Origin of the sequence: Prosthecodimorpha hirschii (genome assembly GCF_001305515.1) — a bacterium.
Taxonomy (GTDB): domain Bacteria; phylum Pseudomonadota; class Alphaproteobacteria; order Rhizobiales; family Ancalomicrobiaceae; genus Prosthecodimorpha; species Prosthecodimorpha hirschii.
In genome coordinates this window covers 3,556,447-3,578,132 of record NZ_LJYW01000001.1, presented here as the reverse complement: position 1 = coordinate 3,578,132, position 21,686 = coordinate 3,556,447, and the positions used below count along the sequence as shown (strand labels likewise).

General features: G+C 68.8%; 18 protein-coding genes. 14 read left to right on the top strand and 4 right to left on the bottom strand.

Features of this window, described 5'->3' with window-relative positions; genetic code table 11:
* The first annotated feature begins 9 nt into the window (after positions 1-9).
* The 4 genes from ABB55_RS15625 to ABB55_RS15610 all read left to right on the top strand — a co-directional run bounded on the left by ABB55_RS15625 (position 10) and on the right by ABB55_RS15610 (position 5,794).
* Positions 10-1,170 (top strand): acyl-CoA dehydrogenase family protein, encoded by a 1,161-nt coding sequence (locus ABB55_RS15625; RefSeq protein ID WP_054359636.1) that lies wholly within the window; start codon positions 10-12, stop codon positions 1,168-1,170.
* Positions 1,171-1,209: 39 nt separating this feature from the next.
* On the top strand, positions 1,210-1,881 hold the full coding sequence (locus ABB55_RS15620) for a TetR/AcrR family transcriptional regulator (protein WP_054359635.1): 672 nt from the start codon (positions 1,210-1,212) through the stop codon (positions 1,879-1,881).
* Positions 1,882-1,937: 56 nt separating this feature from the next.
* Entirely contained in the window at positions 1,938-4,097 is a 2,160-nt protein-coding gene (locus ABB55_RS15615; RefSeq protein ID WP_054359634.1) for an acetate--CoA ligase family protein, read from the top strand.
* Positions 4,098-4,198: 101 nt separating this feature from the next.
* Entirely contained in the window at positions 4,199-5,794 is a 1,596-nt protein-coding gene (locus ABB55_RS15610) for an acetolactate synthase large subunit (protein WP_054359633.1), read from the top strand.
* A gap of 287 nt (positions 5,795-6,081) precedes the next feature.
* On the opposite strand, the gene ABB55_RS15605 is transcribed toward ABB55_RS15610, so the two are convergent.
* Both ABB55_RS15605 and ABB55_RS15600 read right to left on the bottom strand, forming a co-directional pair.
* On the bottom strand, positions 6,082-6,993 hold the full coding sequence (locus ABB55_RS15605; protein WP_054359632.1) for a dihydrodipicolinate synthase family protein: 912 nt from the start codon (positions 6,991-6,993) through the stop codon (positions 6,082-6,084).
* 8 nt (positions 6,994-7,001) lie between these two features.
* Positions 7,002-8,489 (bottom strand): aldehyde dehydrogenase, encoded by a 1,488-nt coding sequence (locus ABB55_RS15600; RefSeq protein ID WP_054359631.1) that lies wholly within the window; start codon positions 8,487-8,489, stop codon positions 7,002-7,004.
* A 197-nt stretch (positions 8,490-8,686) separates the two neighbouring features.
* Here ABB55_RS15600 and ABB55_RS15595 point away from each other — a divergent pair, with 197 nt between their 5' ends.
* The 8 genes from ABB55_RS15595 (at position 8,687) to ABB55_RS15560 (ending at position 17,357) form a co-directional block, all read left to right on the top strand.
* The gene (locus tag ABB55_RS15595) at positions 8,687-9,316 is read left to right on the top strand and encodes a helix-turn-helix domain-containing protein (RefSeq protein WP_054359630.1); all 630 of its coding nucleotides are present in this window, start codon (positions 8,687-8,689) and stop codon (positions 9,314-9,316) included.
* 171 nt (positions 9,317-9,487) lie between these two features.
* Positions 9,488-10,345 carry an ABC transporter permease gene (locus ABB55_RS15590; RefSeq protein WP_244472048.1) on the top strand — a complete coding sequence of 286 codons (858 nt, stop codon included), beginning with the start codon at positions 9,488-9,490 and terminating at the stop codon, positions 10,343-10,345.
* Positions 10,342-11,148, top strand: coding sequence for an ABC transporter permease (locus ABB55_RS15585; protein ID WP_054359629.1), 807 nt, complete (start codon positions 10,342-10,344; stop codon positions 11,146-11,148). Before ABB55_RS15590 ends, ABB55_RS15585 begins: the two co-directional genes overlap by 4 nt.
* Positions 11,145-12,242, top strand: a complete 1,098-nt coding sequence (locus ABB55_RS15580; RefSeq protein WP_054359628.1) for an ABC transporter ATP-binding protein — start codon at positions 11,145-11,147, stop codon at positions 12,240-12,242. Before ABB55_RS15585 ends, ABB55_RS15580 begins: the two co-directional genes overlap by 4 nt.
* Before the next feature lie 59 nt (positions 12,243-12,301).
* A complete protein-coding gene (locus tag ABB55_RS15575) occupies positions 12,302-13,369 on the top strand; it encodes a polyamine ABC transporter substrate-binding protein (RefSeq protein ID WP_054359627.1) in 1,068 nt (355 codons plus the stop codon).
* Between the two features lie 73 nt (positions 13,370-13,442).
* The gene (locus tag ABB55_RS15570; RefSeq protein WP_054359626.1) at positions 13,443-14,894 is read left to right on the top strand and encodes an FAD-binding oxidoreductase; all 1,452 of its coding nucleotides are present in this window, start codon (positions 13,443-13,445) and stop codon (positions 14,892-14,894) included.
* Positions 14,895-14,898: 4 nt separating this feature from the next.
* Positions 14,899-16,071, top strand: coding sequence for an alpha-hydroxy acid oxidase (locus ABB55_RS15565; RefSeq protein ID WP_054359625.1), 1,173 nt, complete (start codon positions 14,899-14,901; stop codon positions 16,069-16,071).
* An 8-nt stretch (positions 16,072-16,079) separates the two neighbouring features.
* Positions 16,080-17,357, top strand: coding sequence for an NAD(P)/FAD-dependent oxidoreductase (locus ABB55_RS15560; RefSeq protein WP_054359624.1), 1,278 nt, complete (start codon positions 16,080-16,082; stop codon positions 17,355-17,357).
* Between the two features lie 66 nt (positions 17,358-17,423).
* On the opposite strand, the gene ABB55_RS15555 is transcribed toward ABB55_RS15560, so the two are convergent.
* Positions 17,424-18,323 carry a LysR substrate-binding domain-containing protein gene (locus tag ABB55_RS15555; RefSeq protein ID WP_054359623.1) on the bottom strand — a complete coding sequence of 300 codons (900 nt, stop codon included), beginning with the start codon at positions 18,321-18,323 and terminating at the stop codon, positions 17,424-17,426.
* A 155-nt stretch (positions 18,324-18,478) separates the two neighbouring features.
* Here ABB55_RS15555 and ABB55_RS15550 point away from each other — a divergent pair, with 155 nt between their 5' ends.
* Together ABB55_RS15550 and betC are read left to right on the top strand one after the other, a co-directional pair.
* Positions 18,479-19,414 carry a choline ABC transporter substrate-binding protein gene (locus ABB55_RS15550; protein WP_054359622.1) on the top strand — a complete coding sequence of 312 codons (936 nt, stop codon included), beginning with the start codon at positions 18,479-18,481 and terminating at the stop codon, positions 19,412-19,414.
* Between the two features lie 61 nt (positions 19,415-19,475).
* Positions 19,476-21,002: a choline-sulfatase gene (betC, locus tag ABB55_RS15545; RefSeq protein WP_054359621.1), complete on the top strand. Its 1,527-nt coding sequence runs from the start codon at positions 19,476-19,478 to the stop codon at positions 21,000-21,002.
* A 290-nt stretch (positions 21,003-21,292) separates the two neighbouring features.
* On the opposite strand, the gene ABB55_RS15540 is transcribed toward betC, so the two are convergent.
* Complete coding sequence (locus tag ABB55_RS15540) at positions 21,293-21,502, bottom strand: helix-turn-helix domain-containing protein (RefSeq protein ID WP_054359620.1); 210 nt, start codon at positions 21,500-21,502, stop codon at positions 21,293-21,295.
* Positions 21,503-21,686: the final 184 nt, after the last annotated feature.

Here is a 21,686-nt window from a genome sequence, read left to right as displayed (position 1 = left end):
GAGGCGGACATGGATTTCGCATTGGATTTCGAGCAGCAGGCGCTGGTGAACTCGCTGGAGGAATTCTGCCGCCGGGAGCTCTACCCGCACGAGGCGGTGGTCGAGGAGCTTCGCTACGTCCCCGACGAGATCAAGCAGGAGATCCGGCGCAAATCGCTGGAAGCCGGCTTCGACGGCATGAACCTGCCGGAAGAATGGGGCGGCCCGGGCCTCGACAAGCAGACCAAGATGCAGGCCGAACGGGTCATGGGCAAACCGTCCACGGCGCTCGGACAATGCATGAACCGCGGCGTCACCGGCATCCTGTTCAAGTGCCGGGACGAGCAGATCGAGGAATATCTGCTGCCGTCGATCCGCGGCGAACGCAAGAACGCCTTCGCGCTGACCGAACCGGGCGCCGGCTCGGATGCGCGCGCGATCGTCACCCGGGCCGAACGCCAGGGCGGCGAATGGGTGATCAACGGCGTCAAGCAGTTCATCTCGGGCGCCGACATCGCCGACTTCATCATCCTGATCGCCGTCTCCGGCACCGATCAGACGCCGAAGGGGCCGCGCAAGCGCTTCACGGCCTTCCTGGTCGACAAAGCCTCGCCGGGCCTGCGCGTCGAGCCGATGAAGTCGATCGTCACCCGCGGCTACAACCCGACCATGGTCTATTTCGACAATGTGCGCGTGCCCGACAGCAAGATCCTGGGCGGCGAAGGCGAAGGCTTCAACACCGCCAACGAGTGGCTCTACGACGGCCGCGTCGCCCTGTCGGCGCATTGCGTCGGGCGGGCCGAACGCATCTTCGACATGACCAAGGAATGGGCCGGCTCCCGCAAGGCCTTCGGACGGACCATCGGCGAGTTTCAGGGCATCGGCTTCAAGATCGCCAACATGGCCATCGACATCAAACTCGGCGACCTGATGGTCAAGGAGGCCGCCTGGAAGATGGACAACGACCTGATGAATCGGACCGAGGCGTCGATGGTCAACTACTATTGCTCCGAGATGGTCTTCCGGGTCGCCGATAACGCCGTCCAGATCTTCGGCGGCATGGGGATGATGGAGGATTTCCCGATCCAGCGCTTCTGGCGCGATGCGCGCATCGAGCGGATTTGGGAGGGAACGTCCGAAATCCACCAGGACGTCATCGCCAAGGACCTGCTGCGGCCCTATCGGAACTGACGACCGCAGAACCATCGGCCGGCGGCCGGAAGGAACACGATGAAACGGGCGACAAAGCACCGGCAAGCCGGCGAAACGCGACGGACCGAACTGATCGTTGCGACCCTGAAGTCGCTCCGCAAGCACGGCTACCTGAACTCGACGATCAACACGATCGCCGACGAGTCCGGATTGTCGCGCGGGCTGATCAACCACTATTTCGACAACAAGGACGATCTTCTGATCGTCGCGCATAAGTACTATCTGCAGAATGTCGACGACTTCTTTCGCCATGTCGTGATCTCGACCAAGAGCGGACACTTCGGCAAGTTGCTGCACTCGGTCTTCGTCCCGTTCCTGCGCGACACCGGCTACCAGAGGATGCTGATCCACTACATGAGCGCGGCCTTCATCCTGCCGCAGGTGCTCGACATGCACCGGACGATCTGGGGCCGCTACCGCGCCAACATCCAGCGGCGCATCGCCGCCGCGGCGCGCGAGCGCGGGTTGGAGATGGATACCCGCCTCGCCGCCATCACGCTGACGCAGCTCGCCGACGGGCTGTGGCTCGGTTGGGTGATGGAGGAGAGCTACTCGCAGGAGGACTGCCGGCGGATCCTGCGCCAGTGGCTGTGCGATCAGTTCCGCGAGGACCCCGAAAAGTACCCACTGATACCCGATTTCGACCTCGTCAACTTCGAGACCGACGCCCCGCTCCCCGACCCCGCGTGATGCGGACGCCGTCACCGCCGGCACCGCAGCGAGCGGTCGGACGCCTGGAGAGACACATGCACGATTTCCCCCTGGATGCGGCGGGCGCACGGATGCGCCCGGCCCTCCGCCGCAACTTCCGGCGCCTGCTGGCGCCGCAGCGCATGGCCTTCATCGGCGGCACCCAGGTCGAGCGGACGCTGACCACGCTGCGCGATCGCGAGTTCGTCGGCGAGGTCCATGTCGTTCATCCCAAGCGGTCGGAAATCGCAGGCTACCGCTGCGTGCCGCGGATCGCCGACATCCCAAGCCCGCCCGACGCGGTCTTTCTGGCCGTCAACGCGGATGCCACCATCCGGGCGCTCGACGAGCTGCGCCGGATCGATGCCGGCGGCGTCGTCTGCTACGCCTCGGGTTTCGCCGAGATCGGCGAGGCCGGAGCCGAGCGCAACCGGGCCTTCATCCAGGCTTCCGGCGACATGGCCGTGGTCGGGCCGAACTGCTACGGCCTGGTCAACTACGTCAACCACGGCAGCATCTGGCCGTCGCCCTTTCCGGTCCTGGAGACGGGACGCGGCGCCGCCGTCATCTCGCAGAGCGGCAACGTCACGGGGCATATCGTCTCGAACGGCCGCAGCGTGCCCTATTCCTATCTGATCAGCGCCGGCAACCAAGCGGTCCTCGGCTTCGAGGACTATATCGACGGCCTCGTCGACGATCCCAACGTGACCTGCCTCGGCCTGTTCATGGAGGGCATCCGGGACGTGCCCGCCTTTGCGCGAGCCTGCCTGCTGGCCCGCTCGAAGGCCATCCCGGTCATCGTCTGCCGCTCCGGCCGTTCGGACCTCGGCGCCGCCATGGCGGCCAGCCACACCAGCTCGCTCGCCGGTCGGAACGAGTATTACGAGGCCCTGTTCGCGCGGCTCGGCGTGATCGAGACCGAGACGGTGCCGCAATTTCTGGAGATGATGAAGATCGCCTCGTTGTCCGCGCCGCTCGCCGGCACGCGGCTCGCCGTCTCGTCGAGCTCGGGCGGCGACAACGGCCTGGCGGCGGACTACTGCTCCTTCGCCGGCCTGCAGCTGCCGCCGCCGACGGAGGCGCAGGTCGCCGCCATCCAGCCGCTGCTGCCGGAATTCGGCCATGTCTCCAATCCGTTCGACTTCACGGCCGGCAACTGGGGCAACGAGAAGCTGTTGACGCCGATGCTGACCACGCTTCTGTCCGGTGCGGTCGATGCCGGCATGCTGGTGGTCGATTTCGCCCCGGCCGGATCGCCCTATCGGGGCAGCCCGGCGCATGACGCGATGGACCGGGCGCTGGCCGCGGCCGGAAAGGCGGCCGGCAAGCCGGTCTATCACGCCTCGGTCAATACCGGCGGCATCACGCCGGAGGCAAGCCAGCGCATGATCGCCCAAGGCATCGTGCCGCTGCAGGGCCTGCACGATGCCGCGCAGGTGATCGCCCGATGGGCCGCCCATGGCGAACGGGTGCGCCGGGATGCCGCCGACGGCGGCGCCGCGCTCGATCGGCTGGTGCCCCATGCGGTGCCGCCGCTGTCGGGCGCGCCCCGAACCGTCAACGAGGCGGACTCCAAGCGCCGCCTCGCCGCCCATGGACTGACGGTCCCGGACGGCCGCGTGCTGTCGCGCGCCGAACTTGCCGGCCTGCCGGACGAGGCGGTCGCCGCGCCGATGGTGCTCAAGGCCCTGCACGACGACCTGCCGCACAAGACGGAGGCCGGCGGCGTCGCGCTCAACCTGCGCGGCCGGGCCGAAATCCTGGCCGCGGCCGACCGCATGGTCGACAGCGTCGCCCGCCATGCGCCGCAGATCCGTCTCGAACGGTTCCTGCTGGAGCCGATGCAGGCGCCGCCGCTCGCCGAACTGATCGTCGGCGTCAAGCGCGATCCGCTGTTCGGCATGGTGCTGGTGATCGGCGCCGGCGGCATCCTGGTCGAATTGGTCAAGGATGCCGTCCCGCTCCTGCTGCCGGTCGGACGCGACGATGTCGAGGCGGCCTTGCGCGGTCTGAAATGCTTCCCCCTGCTCGACGGCTTCCGCGGCCGGCCCGCTGCCGATCTCACGGCGGTCGTCGACGCCGTCATGGCCATTGCCGCCTTTGCGGGCGCCCATCTCGACACTCTGGCGGAGCTGGACGTGAACCCGCTGATGGTCGGCCCGGCCGGCGCCGTCGCCGTGGACGCGCTGATCGTCGAAGTGCCGAGACCGGACTGAGCGGCCTTCGTCTTGGTCGCCGGAGCCCCCAGGGCAGGGTCCAGGCCGGCGGGCGACATCCGAGGTTTCATCCGGGCCAGAACCCATAAGGAGAGAAGGCCATGGCAGAGGAACCGTCCGGCCGGGCGCAGACCGGGGCCGAGGCGCTCGTCCACACCCTGATCGCGGGTGGGGTCGACACCTGCTTCGCCAATCCGGGCACCAGCGAGATGCATTTCGTCGCCGCCCTGGATCGGATCCCGGGCATCCGCTGCGTGCTGGGGCTGCAGGAGAATGTCGTGACCGGGATGGCCGACGGCTATTTCCGGGTGACCGGCCGGCCCGCCGCGACCCTGCTGCATTGCGGCCCGGGCTATGCGAACGGCATCGCCAACCTGCACAATGCCCGCCGCGCCGGCAGCGGCGTCGTCAACATCGTCGGCGACCATGCCGTCGCGCATGTCGCCCATGACAGCCCGTTGACGGCGGATGTCGATGCGCTGGTCGGGGCGACCGCCGAATGGCACGCCTTCTCGACCGCGCCCGAGCGGATCGGCATCGACGCCGCCCGCGCCGTCGAGGCGGCCGGCGACGGCTACGGCCAGGTCGCCGCGCTGGTGCTGCCCGCCGACATCTCCTGGAGCACGGGCGGCGTCTCCGCCCGCCCCGCCCCGTCGCGACCGCCGCGCGCGCCCGATCCCGGCATGATCGGCCGGACCGCGCGCGCCCTGCGTTCGGGGCGCCGGGCGGTGATCATTCTCGGCACGCCGGCGGTGGCGGCGGATCTGCATCCGCTCCTCGCCGGGCTGGCAGCGGCGACCGGCGCCACGCTGATGGGCAGTTCGACCATCGCCCGCCAGCCGCGCGGCCGCGGCCGTCTGGTCCTGCCGGCGGTACCCTATCCGGTCGACGATGCGATCGCACGCCTCGATCCGTTCGATATCGTGGTGCTGGTCAACTGCCCGCCGCCGACCGGCTTCTTCCTCTATCCCGGCCGGCGCAGCCTGCTGCACCGGCCGGATGCCGACGTGGTCGTGCTGTCGCGCGAGGACCAGGACGCCGCAGCGGCGCTGCATGCGCTGGCCTCCGAACTCGGCGTCGGGCCGGCGTCGGTTCCGGTGCCGCCCGTCGGGTCCGCCCCCGAACCGTCCGGCCCGATCACGTCGGCCGGCTTCGCCGCGGTGGTCGCCGACGCTCTGCCGGCGGATGCGATCGTGATCAACGAGGCGATCACGCTGGGCGGCGGTTTCGCGGCGGTCATGCCGCACGCCGCGCCCTGCGACTGGATGACCGTGACCGGCGGCGCGATCGGCGGCGGCCTGCCGCTGGCGACCGGCGCGGCGATCGGGGCGCGTGCGGACGGACGGTCCGACCGCCGGGTCGTCACCCTGCAGGCGGACGGCTCGGCCGCCTATACGGTCCAGGCGCTCTGGACGCAGGCGCGCGAGAACCTGCCGGTGACCACCCTGCTCCTGAACAATCGGGCCTACGCGATCCTGCTCGGCGAATATGCCAAGGTCGGTGCCGAACCCGGCCCGACCGCGCGCGACATGATGAGCCTCGATCGGCCGGCGATCGACTGGTGCGGCATCGCCCGCGGCTTCGGCGTCGCGGCCGAACCTGCGGCAACGCTGGAACAACTCGCGGCGACGCTGAAGCGCGCCCTCGCGCATCCCGGGCCGATGCTTCTGGACGTCCAGTTCCCGCCGGAAGGATGAGCGGCCGCCCGGCCGCGATGCTATCCGAGCTGGGGCCGCGGACGGTACTCGGTAGGTCCCGGTCCACACGCGCTTTCCGATCAGAACGCATGGCGCCGACCGGACCTTGCTGGCAGAAGGCTGAAAAGCACTCCGGACCCGCCATTCTGCCATCCCCGGGCTTGTCCCGGGGAACCGGTGCGACGGCAAAGCCGTTTGGAAGTCTGGGTCCCCGGGACAAGCGCGGGGATGGCTGAGTTCAATTTGCCCGCATCCGATCGCGCGCCGACGCGGTCTCCAGCCGCCTGCTATACCCCGGCGCCGATGAGCGTTCCGTCGGCGACGAGCGCATCGATCGCCGCGGCCAGCCGGTGTTCCGCAGCCTGGGGCAGGGCCGTGACGGGAGGAAGGGACGCACCGATCGGCAGGCCGATCATCGCGAAGGCGCGGCGGACGCCTTCGGGAAACTGCTCGGCAAACAGGGCGTCCATCAGCGGATGCAGCCCGCGCTGCAGGGCCAGCGCCTCCGGCACGCGACCGGCCTCGACGAGCCGCAGGATCTCCGCCCAGCGGCCCGGGACCAGCGCGGCGGAGGTCAGGACGCCGCCCTTCGCCCCGAGCATGGCCTGCTCGACGAAGAGCGTGTCCTGGCCGGAGAGCAGGCAGAAGCGGTCGCTGACCCGGTCGGCGACCTGGGCGAAATGATAGAGGTCGGTGTTCGACGCCTTCATGCCGACGATCAGCCCTTCCGCCTCCATGCGCGCGATCGTCTCGGGCGCGGTCACCAGATGGGTGCGGTACGGGTTGTCGTAATAGATCACCGGGAGCTTCAGTTCGGGCGCCAGGGAACGGAAATAGCGCAGCACGCCCTCCTGGTCGGGGCGGGCATAGTAGGGCGCGATCACCATCAGGCCGTCCGCCCCGGCTTCGCGGCAGAGGCGCGCGGTGTCGAGCGCACCGCCGCGGCCGGGGTCGAGAACGCCGCCGATCACCGGCACGCGCCTAGCGGCCGCCGAGACCGTCACCTCCATGATCCGGCGGCGCGTGGCCAGATCGAACGACGTCGCCTCGCCGGTGCCACCGAGCGGGACCAGGCCGGAAACGCCGCGGGCGATCTGGAACTCGACGATGCGGGCGAGGCCGTCCTCGTCGAGCGAGCCGTCGGCCGCGAGCGGCGTCGGAAAGGCGGGGATGAGGCCGCGAAACATCAACTCTGCCATGGGCGGCCTCACTTGCCGAGATGGATCCAGGTCGCCTTGAGCTCGGTATATTTCTCCAGCGCGTGCAGCGACTTGTCGCGTCCGAAGCCGGACTGCTTGAAGCCGCCGAAGGGCGAGGAGATATCGCCGTGGTCGAAACAGTTGACCCAGACGACGCCGGCGCGCAGGGCCGAGGACGCCTTGAAGGCCTTGTTGATGTCGCGCGTCCAGACCGCGGCGGCGAGGCCGTAGGTGGTGTCGTTGCCGATCCGGATCGCGTCGTCGATGTCCCTGGCGGCGATCGTCGCCAGCACCGGGCCGAAAATCTCCTCGCGCGCGATGGTCATGTCGTTGGTCACGTCGTCGAACAGGGTCGTTTCGATGAAGCAGCCCGGCGCGGCGACGCGCTTGCCGCCGAGCCTGAGCGTGGCGCCTTCGGCGAGGCCCTTCTCGATATAGCCCATCACCCGCTCGGTCTGGCGCGCGTCGACCATGGCGCCCATCTCGGTCGCGGCATCGAGCGGGTCGCCGACCTTGATGGCGCTGCCGACCTCGATCACCTTCTCGACGATCCGGTCCTTGACCGAGGCTTCGACGATCAGGCGCGAACCGGCATTGCAGACCTCGCCCTGATTGTAGAAGATGCCCCAGGCGGCGGCCGTTGCGGCCTCGTCCAGATCGGGTGCATCGGCCAGGATGATGTTCGGGCTCTTGCCGCCGCATTCCAGGCCGACCCGCTTCATGTTGGACTGGCCGGAATATTGAAGGAAATACTTGCCGACTTCGGTCGAGCCGGTGAAGGCGACCGCATCGACGTCCATATGCAGGCCGAGCGCCCGGCCGGCGGTCTCGCCGAAGCCCGGCAGCACGTTGAAGACGCCGTCCGGGATGCCGGCCTCGCTGGCCAGGGCGCCGAGCCGGATCGCCGTCAGCGACGACTGCTCGGCCGGCTTCAGGATGACCGAATTGCCGGCCGCCAGGATCGGCCCGAGCTTCCACGCGGCCATCAGGAGCGGGAAGTTCCACGGCACGACGGCCGCCACCACGCCGAGCGGCTCGCGGCGGATCAGCGAAATCGCGGTCGGCGGCGTCGGGGCGATCTCGTCGTAGATCTTGTCGATCGCCTCGGCATACCAGTCGATGCACTGCGCGGAGAGCGGCAGGTCGACCGCGAGGCTGTCGCGAATCGGCTTGCCCATGTCGAGCGTCTCCAGCAGCGCCAGTTCCTCGGTGTGGCGCGCGATCAGATCCGCGAAGGCCTTCAGCCGCTTCTTGCGCTCGCGCGGCGCCATCCGGGACCACACGCCCGACACGAATGCCGCCCGCGCGACCGCAACCGCATGATCGACATCCGCCTGATCGCAGGCCGCCACCGCGACCAGAACCTGGCCGGTCGCCGGATTGATGCATTCGAAGGTCTCGCCGGACCGGGACGGTACATAGCGGCCGCCGACGAAGGCCTGACCGTTGAGGGTGAGCGCGGCGGCCCGTTGGCGCCAGTCGATCGGAGCGGACATGTGGACGGTTCCCGGAAAGGATGGCCGAAGCCGGACAGGGAATATGATAGGCTGTTCGCCAGAGGGGTACCACTCGAATTTTTGGATTTCTGAAAAATGAATTGGCAGGTCGGCGCCGCAACGCTATCCTCCCAAACCGTGCAAGCCCGCCCGACGGGGCGGCTTCGTGGCCGGACGACTTCGGATTTCCCAACCTCATGGCGCCCATGACGATCCCCGACACCGCCGCCCGCATGTCTCCCACGACGCCCAATCCGGACGAGGAATCGCTGAAGCTGGGTCAGCGCATTCGCGATCTGCGGTTGAAGGCCGGCATGACGCTGGCCGATCTCGGCAAGGCCACCGGCGTCTCGATCGGGACGCTGTCCCAGCTCGAACGCGGCCTGGTCTCGCCGACCGTGCGCACGGTCTATACCGTCGCCAACGCCCTCGGGGTGATGCCGGCATGGCTGATCGATCCGTCCCAAATGCCTGTTCCAAGTGCCGAAAGCCGCTATATCGTCAGGGCCGGACAGCGATCCCGCCTGCTCGACCTCAACGGCATCCGCAAGGACATCGCCTCTCCGGCGGCGAGCGACCGGTTGCGCGGCTTCTTCATGGTCATCCAGCCCGGATGCAACTCCGGCGCGCAGCCCTATTCGCACAAGGGCGAGGAGATCGGCTTCCTGCTGGCCGGCTCGCTCGAGCTGCAGATCGACGGCGAGACCTTCAGCCTGAACGAAGGCGACTGCTTCGCCTTCTCCAGCCAGAAGCCACACTCCTTCGCCAATGCCGGCCCCCGCCCGGCCACCGTGTTCTGGGTGAATGCGGACATTCCTCCGGCCTGATTTCAGAATTTTGAAATCCCGCATTGCGCTTCGAAAATCGCTCTGCCATATTTCGGCAGGACATCCCGGGTCCCCCGACGCACCGGCCGATGCCAGGGCCGGCCAGATCCCGGCACCGACCGGCACTCCCGGCAGGTCGCCCGGACCCGATTTTCGAAGGACGCGCCGACCGTGGCCTCATCCACTTCAGCATCGGATCTCGGTCCCGGGACGGCGCTCCTGCTGCTGGCCCCGCTGACGGTGCTGATGGCGGCGATCCTGCTCTATCCGCTGGGCGTGACCGTCTGGACGAGCGTCAACAATGGCGGCTTCACGCTCTCCGCCTATGCGGACCTCGCCCAGAGCACGCTGTTCCTCAAGGTCCTGCGCAACACCTTCGAGATCGCGATCGGCGGCACGCTGATGAGCCTCGTCATCGGCTACCCGGTCGCCATGCATCTCGCCGCCCAGCCGCCGACCCGGCGCACCGCCTACCTGATCATGGTCATGCTGCCCTTCTGGACCAGCATCCTCGTCAAGAGCTTCGCCCTGGTGGCGGTGTTCGGCAACCAGGGCCTCGTCAACCAGTTGCTCGGTTTCCTGAGCGGCGGCGCCATCAAGCTGCCGATGATGTTCAACCGCGTCGGCGTCATCCTCGGCATGCTGAACTTCCTGCTGCCGTTCATGATCCTGTCGATCCTCGGCAGCCTGCTTTCGCTCGACCGGCGCCTGATCCTGGCCGCCGAGACCATGGGGGCCGGACCGCTGCGCATCTTCTGGCGCATCACCCTGCCGCTTTCCATGCCGGGCATGATCGCCGGCATCCTGATCAACGTCACGCTGTCGATCGGCATGTACATCACGCCGGCCCTGCTCGGCGGGCGCCAGGACATGATGGTCGCCAATCTGGTCGACTTCTACACCCGCCAGACGCTCGACTGGACCGCCGCCTCGGCCACCGCCGTCGTGCTGCTGGTGCTGTCCGGCCTGCTCGTCGCCCTGCTCGGCCGCGTGCGCGGCGCAGCCGGCCTTTCGGAAGCCGGCGCATGAACGAGCTGTTCGGATCGAGCCGCGCCGCGCGCCGCATCACCTCGACGCTCGCCTGGCTGTGCTACCTGTTCCTGCTGGTGCCCAGCCTGATCGTCATCCCGATCTCGTTCGGCAATCCCGGCCAGATCGAATTTCCGCCGCGCCAACTGACGCTCGACCTCTACCGCCAGTTCTTCACCGATCCGGCCTGGTGGGGCTCGATGGTGCAGAGCCTGCTCGTCGCCGTGGCGACCACGCTGCTGACGCTGCTGCTCGCGGTTCCGGCCGCCTATGCGTTGGCGCGCTCGCGCCTGCCCGGCCGCCGCGGCCTGCAGGGCCTGTTCATGATGCCGATGCTGGTTCCGGTGATCGTGCTCGGCCTCGGTCTCTATCTGCAATTCTCGAGCTGGGGCCTGCTCGACACCACGGCCGGCATCATCCTCGCCCACATCATGCTGACCACGCCCTACATCATGGTCTCGGTCCTGTCCGGCCTGAAGCATTCGGACATCGCCCTGGAGACCGTCGCGGCGATCATGGGCGCGTCGCGCGTCACGATCTTTTTCCGCGTCGTGCTGCCGCAATTGAAAGCCGCGATCGCGGTCGGCGCCCTGTTCGCCTTCCTGATGTCGCTCGACGAGGTCGTCGTCGCCTATTTCCTCACCGGCACGCAGACCATGACGCTGCCGGTGAAGATGTTCAGTTCCATCCGCTGGGAGCTGACGCCGGTGCTGGCCGCCGTCTCCACCCTGCTCACCGTGCTGTCGCTGCTGATTGCGCTCGGCATCATCGCCCTGCAGCGCAAGACCGAGGCCTCGTCATGACCGTCACCACCGCTCCGGCCATGGTCGAATTGCAGGGCGTCAGCAAGCGCTATGCCGATGTCGACGCCCTGCACCCGGTCGATCTGACCATCGCCAAGGGCGAGTTCGTCACCCTGCTCGGCCCCTCCGGCTCGGGCAAGTCGACGCTGCTCAACCTGATCGCCGGCATGGTCGCGCCGAGTTCCGGGCGCATCGTCATCGACGGGCGTGACGCCACCACCCTGCCGACCAACCAGCGCGGCCTCGGCATGGTGTTTCAGAACTATGCCCTGATGCCGCACATGACGGTGTTCGAGAACATCGCCTTCCCGCTGCAGGTCCGGAAGGTGCCGAAGGCCGAAATCAGACGCCGCGTCGGCGCGGTGCTCGACCTGATCCAGCTCGGTCATGTCGCCAACCGGCGGCCGCGGGAACTGTCCGGCGGCCAGCAGCAGCGCATCTCGCTGGCCCGCTGCATCGTCTACAATCCGGCCCTGATCCTGATGGACGAGCCGCTCGGCGCGCTCGACAAGAAGCTGCGCGAGCAAATGCAGCTGGAGATCAAGCGGCTGCACGCCGAACTCGGCATCACCATGCTGTATGTGACGCACGACCAGGACGAAGCGCTGACCATGTCGGACCGCATCGTCCTGATGAACGGCGGTCGCATCGAGCAGCAGGGGACGCCGGACACGCTCTATTTCCGGCCCGAGACGGTGTTTTCGGCGGAATTCATCGGCAGTTCCAACCTCCTGGCCGGGACGCTCGAGGCCGGTCCGGACGGCGCGCCGGTGCTCAGGACGGCGCTCGGCACCTTCCCGGTTCCCGCTCCGGATCGGCCGATCGAGCGCGGGGCGAAGGCCATGCTGCTGGTGCGCCCGGAAAACATGACCCTGCAGCGCGGCGGCGACACGGTCCATGTCACCGGCCGGATCGAGGATTCGATCCTGCTCGGCGGCGTCGTCCGCCATTTCGTCCGCTGCGCCGACGGCTCGACGATCATCGTCCAGGAATTGAACCAGCCCGGCCGCGTCGATGCCGAACGCGGCCACGAGGTCGCAGCCGGTTGGCTGCCCCAGCACGGCCGGCTCCTGCCGGCACCGCCCGCCGGGTGATCCCGGCGAGCGGGCCCAGACTGCCGATCCCATCCCGACATCCGCAGAGGACTGCTGCCATGACCAAGATGACGTTCTCGACTTCGCGCCGCGGCCTGCTGCGCGGCGGTTCGGCCGGCCTCCTCGGCCTGATCGCCGCGCCGGCGGTCTTCACCGGCCGCTCGGCCGCCGCCGACACCACGCTGACGGTCACCTCCTGGGGCGGCGACTACAACAAGTCGGTGCGGGAGGTCTTCGCCGATCCCTTCACGGCGGAGACCGGCATCAAGGTGACGCTGGTCGACAACGGCGACATGGCCAAGGTCAAGGCGCAGGTGCTGGGCAATGCCGTGCAGTGGGACGTGATCGACGCGCCCGCCGCCTTCGCCACCTCGGGTGCCCGCGACAAGCTGTGGGAGCCGCTCGACATGGCGATCATCAAGCCGAGCGCGCTGGTCTCGCAGCCGGCGCCCGACTACATGCCGATGTATCTCTACAGCGGCGGCCTCCTGTGGGATGCGAAGCGCACCCCGGACGGCAAGCATCCGGTCGATTTCGCCGGCTTCTACGATTTCGAGCGCTTCCCGGGCCGCCGCGTCATGCGCTCGCTCGCCTCCGAGACGCTCGAAGTGGCGCTCGTCGCCGACGGCGTCGCGCCCAAGGACCTCTATCCGCTCGATGTCGAGCGCGCCTTCCGGGCCCTCGACCGGATGAAGAAGCACGTCACCAAATGGGCGGCGACCACGCCCGACCAGGTCAATGCGGTGGTCCAGAACGAGGGCGACTTCTCCTACAGCTACTACAACCGGGTGAAGTCCGCGCAGAAGTCGGGCGCCGCGCTCGCCTTCTCGTTCGAACAGACGGTCAACTCGCTCGATTATTTCGCCGTCCCGAAGGGCACGAAGAACAAGGAAGCGGCGATGCGCTTCATCGACTTCTGCCTGCGGGCCGATCGGCAGGTCGCCTGGTCGGTGCGCGGCTACTACCTGCCGAACAATGTCGCGGCCATCGAAGAGGTCCGCAAGTCGCCGTCCGGCGACTTCCTGCCGGATCTCACCAACGGCAAGAACGTCGTCGTGAACTCGGCCTGGTGGGGCGAGAACTACACCGCCATGCAGAAGCGCTACGCGGAGTGGATGCTCACCTGATCGCATCCGGCGGCCTGCCCCGGGACATCCGGGGCGGGATCCCCTTCCCCCGTTCCCATTCCGGTCCCGCATCATGCCCTCCGAAGCCGTGACGTCCGAAGCCCTTCTGGCCGAACTGAAGTCGATCGTCGGAGAGCGCTACGTGCTGACGGATCCGGTCGACACCGGCGGATTCCTGACCGATCACCGGGCGCGCTACCACGGCAGCGCGCTCGCCGTGGTGCGGCCGGGCTCGACCGCGGAGGTCGCGCAACTGGCCAGGGCCTGCGCGGCGGCCGGTGCGGCGATCGTGCCGCAGGGCGGCAATACCGGGTTGTGCGGCGGCGCGACGCCGCTGGAACCGCGCCCGACAATCGTCGTCCGGCTCGACCGGATGAACCGCATCCGGGCGATTTCGCCGGCGGAGGAGACCGTCACGGTCGAAGCCGGCTGCATCCTGCAGGCCATCCAGGGCGAGGCGGCGGCGCATGGGCTGCTGTTCCCGCTCAGCCTCGGCGCGGAGGGCAGCTGCCAGATCGGCGGCAACATTTCGACCAATGCCGGCGGCATCGCGGTCCTGCGCTACGGAAACATGCGCCAGCTGGTGCTCGGCCTCGAAGTCGTGCTGGCCGACGGCACCGTGCTCGACGGCCTGCGCCGGCTGCGCAAGGACAATGCCGGCTACGATCTGAAGCAGCTCTTCATCGGCGCGGAAGGCACGCTCGGCATCGTCACGGCCGCGGTCCTGAAGCTCTTCCCGGCGATCCGCACCCGTTCCATCGCGCTGATGCAGGTCGCCTCGGTCGAGGATGCGCTGACGCTGTTCGCCCGGGCCCGCGCGGTGTTCGGCGAACGCATCTCGAGCTTCGAGATCATCGGTTCGTCCTACATGGATTTCGTGCTGCACTACGTCGCCGGAACGGTCATGCCCTTCGCCGCCAAGGCGCCCTGGTATCTCCTGCTGGAGGCCGGCGATTCCCAGCCGGATGCGCCGCTCGCCGCCGCCATGGAGGGCTTCCTGGCGGCCGCGTTCGAGGCCGGCCTCGTCTCCGACGCGACCATCGCCGCAAGCCTCGCCCAGGAGGAGGCCATCTGGAAGCTGCGCCATGGCGTGACCGGCGAATTCAAGCTGGCCGGCAAGACCATGTCGCACGACACGTCCGTGCCGGTCGCCGAGCAGCCGGACTTCGTCAGGCGCGTCGAGGCCGGGATTCTCGCCGCCTATCCGGATGCCAACGTGATGATGGTCGGCCATATCGGCGACGGCAACATCCACGTGGTGGTCCTGTTCCCGCACGAGCGTTTCGCCACCACGGATGAATTCGAGGCGGCCTCCGACGCCATCGACGTGATCATCGACGATGTCGCCATGGAGCTCGGCGGCTCGATCACGGCCGAGCACGGTGTCGGCCGGACCTATCGCAAGCGCCTCGCCCGGACCAAGAATCCGGACGAGTTGGCCCTGATGCGCCAGATCAAGACCCTGCTCGACCCGGACAACCGGATGAATCCCGGCAAGCTGTTCCTGACGGCGACCGAAACCTGACGCCATGCCGACCGGGGCCCTGAACATTGACGACCTGCGCGCCCTGGCCCGGCGGCGCCTCCCGCGCGGTATCTTCGACTATGTCGACCGCGGCGCCGAGGACGAAGTCGGCCTCGCCCGGCTGCGCCGCGCCTTCGACGATCTCGTCTTTCATCCCCGCGTCCTGGTCGATGTCGGCAGCCGCGATCTCTCGACCACGCTGTTCGGCCGGCGGCAGGCCCTGCCGCTGGTCATCGCCCCGACCGCCGCCGCCGGCCTGGTGCATTTCCAGGGCGAGATCGAACTGGCCCGCGCGGCTGCAGCCGCCGGCATTCCCTTCACCATCGCCACCGGTTCGATCACCGAGATGGAGCGGATCCGCGCCGCCAGTTCCGGCGAACTGTGGTTCCAGCTCTACATGTGGCACGAGCGGCCGCTGTCCTTTCAGCTCGTCGACCGGGCCCGGGCGGCCGGGATCGAGACGCTGGTGCTGACCGTCGATACGCCGGCCCTGCCGATCCGCGAATACAACACGCGCAACGGCTACGAAGTGCCGATCCGGGCGACCCTGCGCGGCGGCATCGACATACTGCTGCATCCCCGATGGGTCTTCGGAATGCTCCTGCGCACCATCCTGGCCGAGGGCGTGCCGACCTACCGCCACTATCCGGCGGGATTCCGCTCGAAGATCACCCGCAAGGCGACCTGGGAGCAGGTCCGTCTCGCCGATACGCTCGGCTGGGACGACCTCCGGGATCTGCGCCGCCGCTGGCCGGGCCGGCTGATCCTGAAGGGCGTTCTGCGGCCGGACGATGCCGTCCGGGCCGTGGCGGCCGGGGTCGACGGCATCGTCGTCTCCAGCCACGGCGCCCGCAATCTCGATGCGGCGGTGCCGCCGCTGCAGGTCCTGCCGGCGATCGCCGAGGCCGTCGCCGGCCGGGCGACGCTGCTCGCCGACAGCGGGGTGCGCCGCGGCGCCGACATCCTCAAGCTGATGGCGCTCGGGGCCGACGCGGTCCTGATCGGCCGCGCCCCCCTTTACGGCCTCTCGGCGGCCGGCATGGCCGGCGCACGGCAGGCGCTCGACATCCTCCGCCGCGAGATGGACGCCACGCTCGGTCTGCTCGGCTGCCGAAGCCCGGCCGATCTCGACGCCAGCCTCGTGACCCCCGCCGCCCGCGCGGCCGCCGGACCCTGACCAAGATCATGCTGAAGCCCCTGCCCCCGAATGTCTATCAGCTCGACGCGCCGCCCGCTCCGGCCACGCCGCCGCTCGACGGATCCTGCCGCGCTTCGGTGGCAGTGATCGGCGGCGGCATCGTCGGGCTCACGACGGCGCTGCATCTGGCGGAAGCCGGCACCGATGTGGTCGTCCTGGAGGCGCAGGAACCGGGCTGGGGAGCATCGGGAAACAATGGCGGACAGGTCAATCCCGGCCTCAAATTCGATCCCGACACCGTCGAGCAGGTCTGGGGACCCGAACGTGGCCGGCGCATGGTCGAATTCGCCTGGGACAGCCCGAACCGCACCTTCGCGCTGATCGAGCGCCTCGGCATCGACTGCGAGGCGCATCGCGGCGGGACGTTGCGGGTCGCCCGCGGCGCCAAGGCGCGCGTGGGCGTCGAGGCGACGGCGCGCCAGTGCCTGTCCCGGTCGATGCCGGTCGACTATCTGGATGCCGCCGAAACTGCCCGGCGGACCGGAACGCCGGCCTATCACGGCGCCATGCTCGATCGCCGCGGCGGCAATCTCAATCCGCTCGCCTATTCGCGCGGCCTCGCCAGGGCGGCGATCGCCGCGGGGGCCAGGGTCCATGGCGCCACCCCGGCGACGGGCATCCGGCGCAAGGCCGGCGGGTGGGACATCGCCACGCCGCGCGGAACCGTGACGGCCGAAAAGATCCTGATCGCCACCAACGGCTTCACCGACGACCTGTGGCCGGGCCTGCGGCAGACCATCGTTCCGGTCTATAGCGCCATCGCGGCGACGGAACCGCTCGGGGAGCGGGCACGGGCGATCATGGCCGGGCGACCGAGCGTCTACGAGAGCGGCCGGATCACCGTCTATTACCGGATCGACGCCCGGGGACGGCTTCTGATGGGCGGCCGCGGACCGATGACGCCGATCGCCTCGGCCGACGCCGTCCGCTATCTGACCGACGCGGCCACGAAGCTGTGGCCGGAACTCGGCGCCTTGCGCTGGACACACGGTTGGAACAGCCGTCTTGCGGTGACCAAGGATCACTGGCCCCATGTCCACGAACCGGCCGAGGGACTGCTGGTCTATCTCGGCTGCAACGGTCGCGGGGTCGCGCTCGGCACGGCCCTCGCCGAACAGCTCGCCGCCCGCCTGCGCCTCGGCTCCAGCTTCGAACTCGACCTTCCGATCGTCCCGCCGAAGCCGATCGCCTTTCACGGCTTCTGGCCGCTCGGCGTCGTCGCCGCGGTCTGGCACGGCCGCATCATGGACCGCCTGGGCTTGTGACACCGGAGAGGACCGCCCGAGTCGTCGGGCGACCGGCCCGGCGATCGGGTTCCGCGACCGTGCACGTCACGAAACGGTCCCGGCTTCCCGCACCATCCAGGCCGCCAATGCTGCGGCCGGCGCCGAAAGGCTGGCCGCGGGCACCATCCAGTAGCCGCTTTGCGGACGGACGATCGGCGGTCCGACCGCCACCAAGGAACCGGCCGCCAGCGCATCGCCGATCAGACAGGTCCAGCCGAGCGCGATGCCCTGGTCGGCCATCGCGGCCTGCACGACCAGCCCGTAGGTGCTGAGGCTGAGATCGGCGGGGCCCGGGCGGCGTTCGATCGCCATCGCGGCGAGCCAGTCGCGCCAGATGAACCAACGCGGTCGCGGCGTGCTGTCGAGGTGCAGCAGCGGCAGTCCCGCGATCCCCTCCCCGGCGGCGGACAGCCCATGCCGCAGAGCGAAGGCGGGGCTGCAGACCGGCACCACCTCCTCCTCGAACAGTTGGACCGCGGCGGGACCGAAATCGGCGCGCGCGCCGAACAGGATCGACAGGTCGACCGCGTCGGCCTGGCCGGGATCGAGCGACGCCGACGCGACGATGTGCACGTCCGCTTCGGGCCAGGCCTTCCTGAAGGCGGCGACCCGCGGCATCAGCCAGAGCGACGCGAAGCCGTAGTCGGTGAACAGCCGGACGACCGACTGGCTCTGCAGGTTGCGGATCTCCCGCGCCGCCCCTTGCAACTGGGCGATCGCGACGCCGACGGCCCGGTACATGGCCGCGCCGGCGGGCGTCAGACTGCTGCCCCGGTGCTGGCGGACGATCAGCGCCGTTCCGACCTGCGCCTCGAGCGCGCGCACGACATAGCTGACCGCCGGCTGGGTCAGGCCCAGTTCACCGGCCGCAGCGGTCAGGCTGCCGAGCCGGCCGACCGCCTCGAAGACGCGCATCCAGCCCAGATCCAGCGGACAGTCAGCCATAAAGCCACTCTATGCCAATCATTCAAATTCGGCCTCTGCACAGCATAGGCTATTTGGCTGTTTGATGTCTCTCCGAGCAAGACGCCGCCCAGAGCGAACGGGCCGATCGTCCTGCCGCACGATCCCGCAGCACGAACGACACCCGAGGTGATCCGATGAAGCGCTTCCTCCTCGCCGCGGCCGTTTCGGTTCTGGCCAGCCTGCCCGCGACCGCAGCCGACAGTCCCGCCTGCAAGCCCATCCGCATGTCTGATCCCGGCTGGACCGACATCACGTCCACCAATGCGATCGCATCGACCCTTCTGAAGGCGCTCGGCTACGAGCCCGACGTGAAGACGCTCTCCGTGCCGATCGGCTATCAGGCCATGAAGAACGGCGAGCTCGACGTGTTCCTCGGCAACTGGATGCCGGCGCAGCAGCGCTTCATCGACGATCTCACCGCCGCCAAGGCCGTTGAGGTGGTGGGGACCAACCTCTCCGGCGCCAAGTTCACGCTCGCGGTGCCGAACTACGTCGCCGAGGGCGGCGTCAAGGATTTCAAGGACCTGGCGGCGCATGCCGAGAAGTTCGGCAGCGAGATCTACGGCATCGAGTCCGGTGCGCCCGCCAACCAGAACATTCAGAAGATGATCAATGCCGGCAGTTTCGGGCTGACCGGCTGGAAGCTGGTGGAATCCGGCGAGCAGGCGATGCTGTCGCAGGTGAAGCGTTCGGAAGGCCGCAAGAAGTGGGTCGTGTTCCTGGCCTGGGCGCCGCATCCCATGAACGAGGCCTTCAAGCTGACCTATCTGAGCGGCGGCGACGAGTATTTCGGCCCCAATTTCGGCGGTGCCGAAGTGCGCACCCTGGCCCGCACCGGCTGGACCGCCAAGTGCCCGAATGCCGCGGCCTTCTTCAAGAACCTGAAGTTCGACCTGGCCACCGAGAACGCCATGATGGGAAAGATCCTGGATCAGGGCCAGGAGGCCGGACAGGCGGCGCGCGCCTGGATCAAGGAGCATCCGGACGCGCTCGGCCCCTGGCTCGCGGGCGTCACCACGCTTGATGGCCGCCCCGGTCTGCCGGCCGTCAAGGCGGCCCTCGGATTGTGAACGCCGCGCTGCCGCCGGTCGCCGGGCCGGCGGCAGTGCGACCCTGGTCAGGACGATGCCGATGTCTGCCGCGAAGCCCCGCCCGAATCTCCTTGTCATCATGGTCGACCAGCTCAACGGAACCCTGTTTCCGGATGGGCCGGCCGATTTCCTGCACGCCCCGCATCTGAAGGCCCTGGCGGCCCGGTCGACCCGGTTCGCCAATGCCTATACGGCGAGCCCGCTTTGCGCGCCGGCGCGCGCCGCCTTCATGTCCGGTCAGTTGCCGAGCCGGACCGGCGTCTACGACAATGCAGCCGAATTCGCCTCCGACGTGCCGACCTTCGCCCATCACCTGCGGCGGGCGGGGTATCACACGGCACTCTCCGGCAAGATGCACTTCGTCGGGCCCGACCAGTTGCACGGCTTCGAGGAGCGGCTGACCACCGACATCTACCCCGCCGACTTCGGCTGGACGCCCGACTATCGCCGACCGGGCGAGCGGATCGACTGGTGGTACCACAATCTCGGTTCGGTCACCGGCGCGGGCGTCGCCGAGATCACCAACCAGCTCGAATATGACGACGAGGTCGCCTACCATGCCGGGCGCAAGCTCTACGACCTGTCGCGCCGGCAGGACGGCCGGCCTTGGTGCCTGACCGTCAGCTTCACGCATCCGCACGACCCCTACGTGGCGCGGCGCCGCTTCTGGGATCTCTATGCCGATTGCCCGGCGCTCGACCCCATCGTCGCGCCGATCCCGTTCGAAGACCAGGATCCGCATTCGCAACGGTTGATGCTGGCGAGCGACCATGCCGCCAGCAACGTCACGCCGGAGGATGTGCGGCGCTCGCGCCGCGCCTATTTCGCCAACATCTCCTACATCGACGAGAAGATCGGCGAGATCCTCGACATCCTCGATCGCGGCCGGATGACCGACGACACGATCGTGCTGTTCGTGTCCGATCACGGCGACATGCTCGGCGAGCGCGGTCTCTGGTTCAAGATGAACTTCTTCGAAGGGTCGGCCCGGGTGCCGCTGATGATCGCCGCCGCGGACCTCGCGCCGGGGCGGATCGACACGCCGGTCTCGACACTCGACGTGGTCCCGACCCTCGCCGCGCTGGCCGGGATCGATCTCGACGACCTGCGCCCCTGGACGGATGGCGAATCCCTGGTCGGGCTCGCCGCCGGCACGGCGACGCGCGGGCCGGTGCCGATGGAATATGCCGCGGAGGGCTCGATCGCCCCGCTGGTCGCGCTGCGCGACGGCCCGTGGAAACTCGTGCTGTGCAGGGCCGATCCGCCGCTTCTGACCAATCTCGCCGAGGATCCCGACGAGACCGTCAATCGCGCCGCCGATCCCGGCTGCGCCGGCATCCTGGCCGACCTCGCCGGCAGAATGGCCGCACGCTGGGATCTCGACCGGTTCGACGCGCAGGTGCGCGCCAGCCAGGCCCGCCGGCAGGTCGTCTACGGCGCACTGCGCAACGGCGCCTATTTCCCGTGGGACTACCAGCCGCTGCAGCGCGCCTCCGAGCGCTACATGCGCAACCACATGGACCTCAACGTGCTGGAGGAAAAACAGCGCTTCCCGCGCGGCGAATGACGCCGCCGCATTCGAGCCCCCCGGACGACGACGCCGGCCCGATCGGCCGGTCGCCGGCAGCACGGCGGGCGCGATCGAGGACCGGGCCTGGCCGCCGGGAGCGCCGAAATCCTCATCCGGGTGGACAGCGAAGGCGCGCGAGCGGCGCGTGAGCCGCGACGTCGTGCGGCGGACCCGGACGGCGCGGGCCGCGTCGAGACCCCGATCGGCTGCCCCATGGCGGGCCCCATGGCGGGCTCCCGCCAAGACCGACCGGCGTGCTCCGCTCCGGGGACCCGACGGTCCGGCGGTCAGACGAAATCGGATCGGCGCAGAGCGAACTTGTCCATCCGGTACCGCAGCGTGTCGCGCGAGACCCCGAGGCGGCGCGCCGCCAGCGTGACGTTGCCGCCCTGCTGCCGGAGCGCCTCCACGATCAGCGTACGCTCGGCATCGACCAGCCCGACCGCATCGCCCGGCTGTCGGCCTGCCGGCGCGATCAGCGGCGCCGGCTCGCGCAAGGATCAGCACCGGCGGACCGGGCTGGGTGGCTGCCGTGTCGCCGCTGCGCTCGGCCTGGATCAGAAACCGGATCCGTTGCTTCAATTGCAGAACCGGTGGCGACTGGCCGACGATCCGGTCGAGCCCGCTGCGGGGTCTGCTCGCGCGCGCGCAGAAACGACAGCGACTTCTCCATCTTGGCCT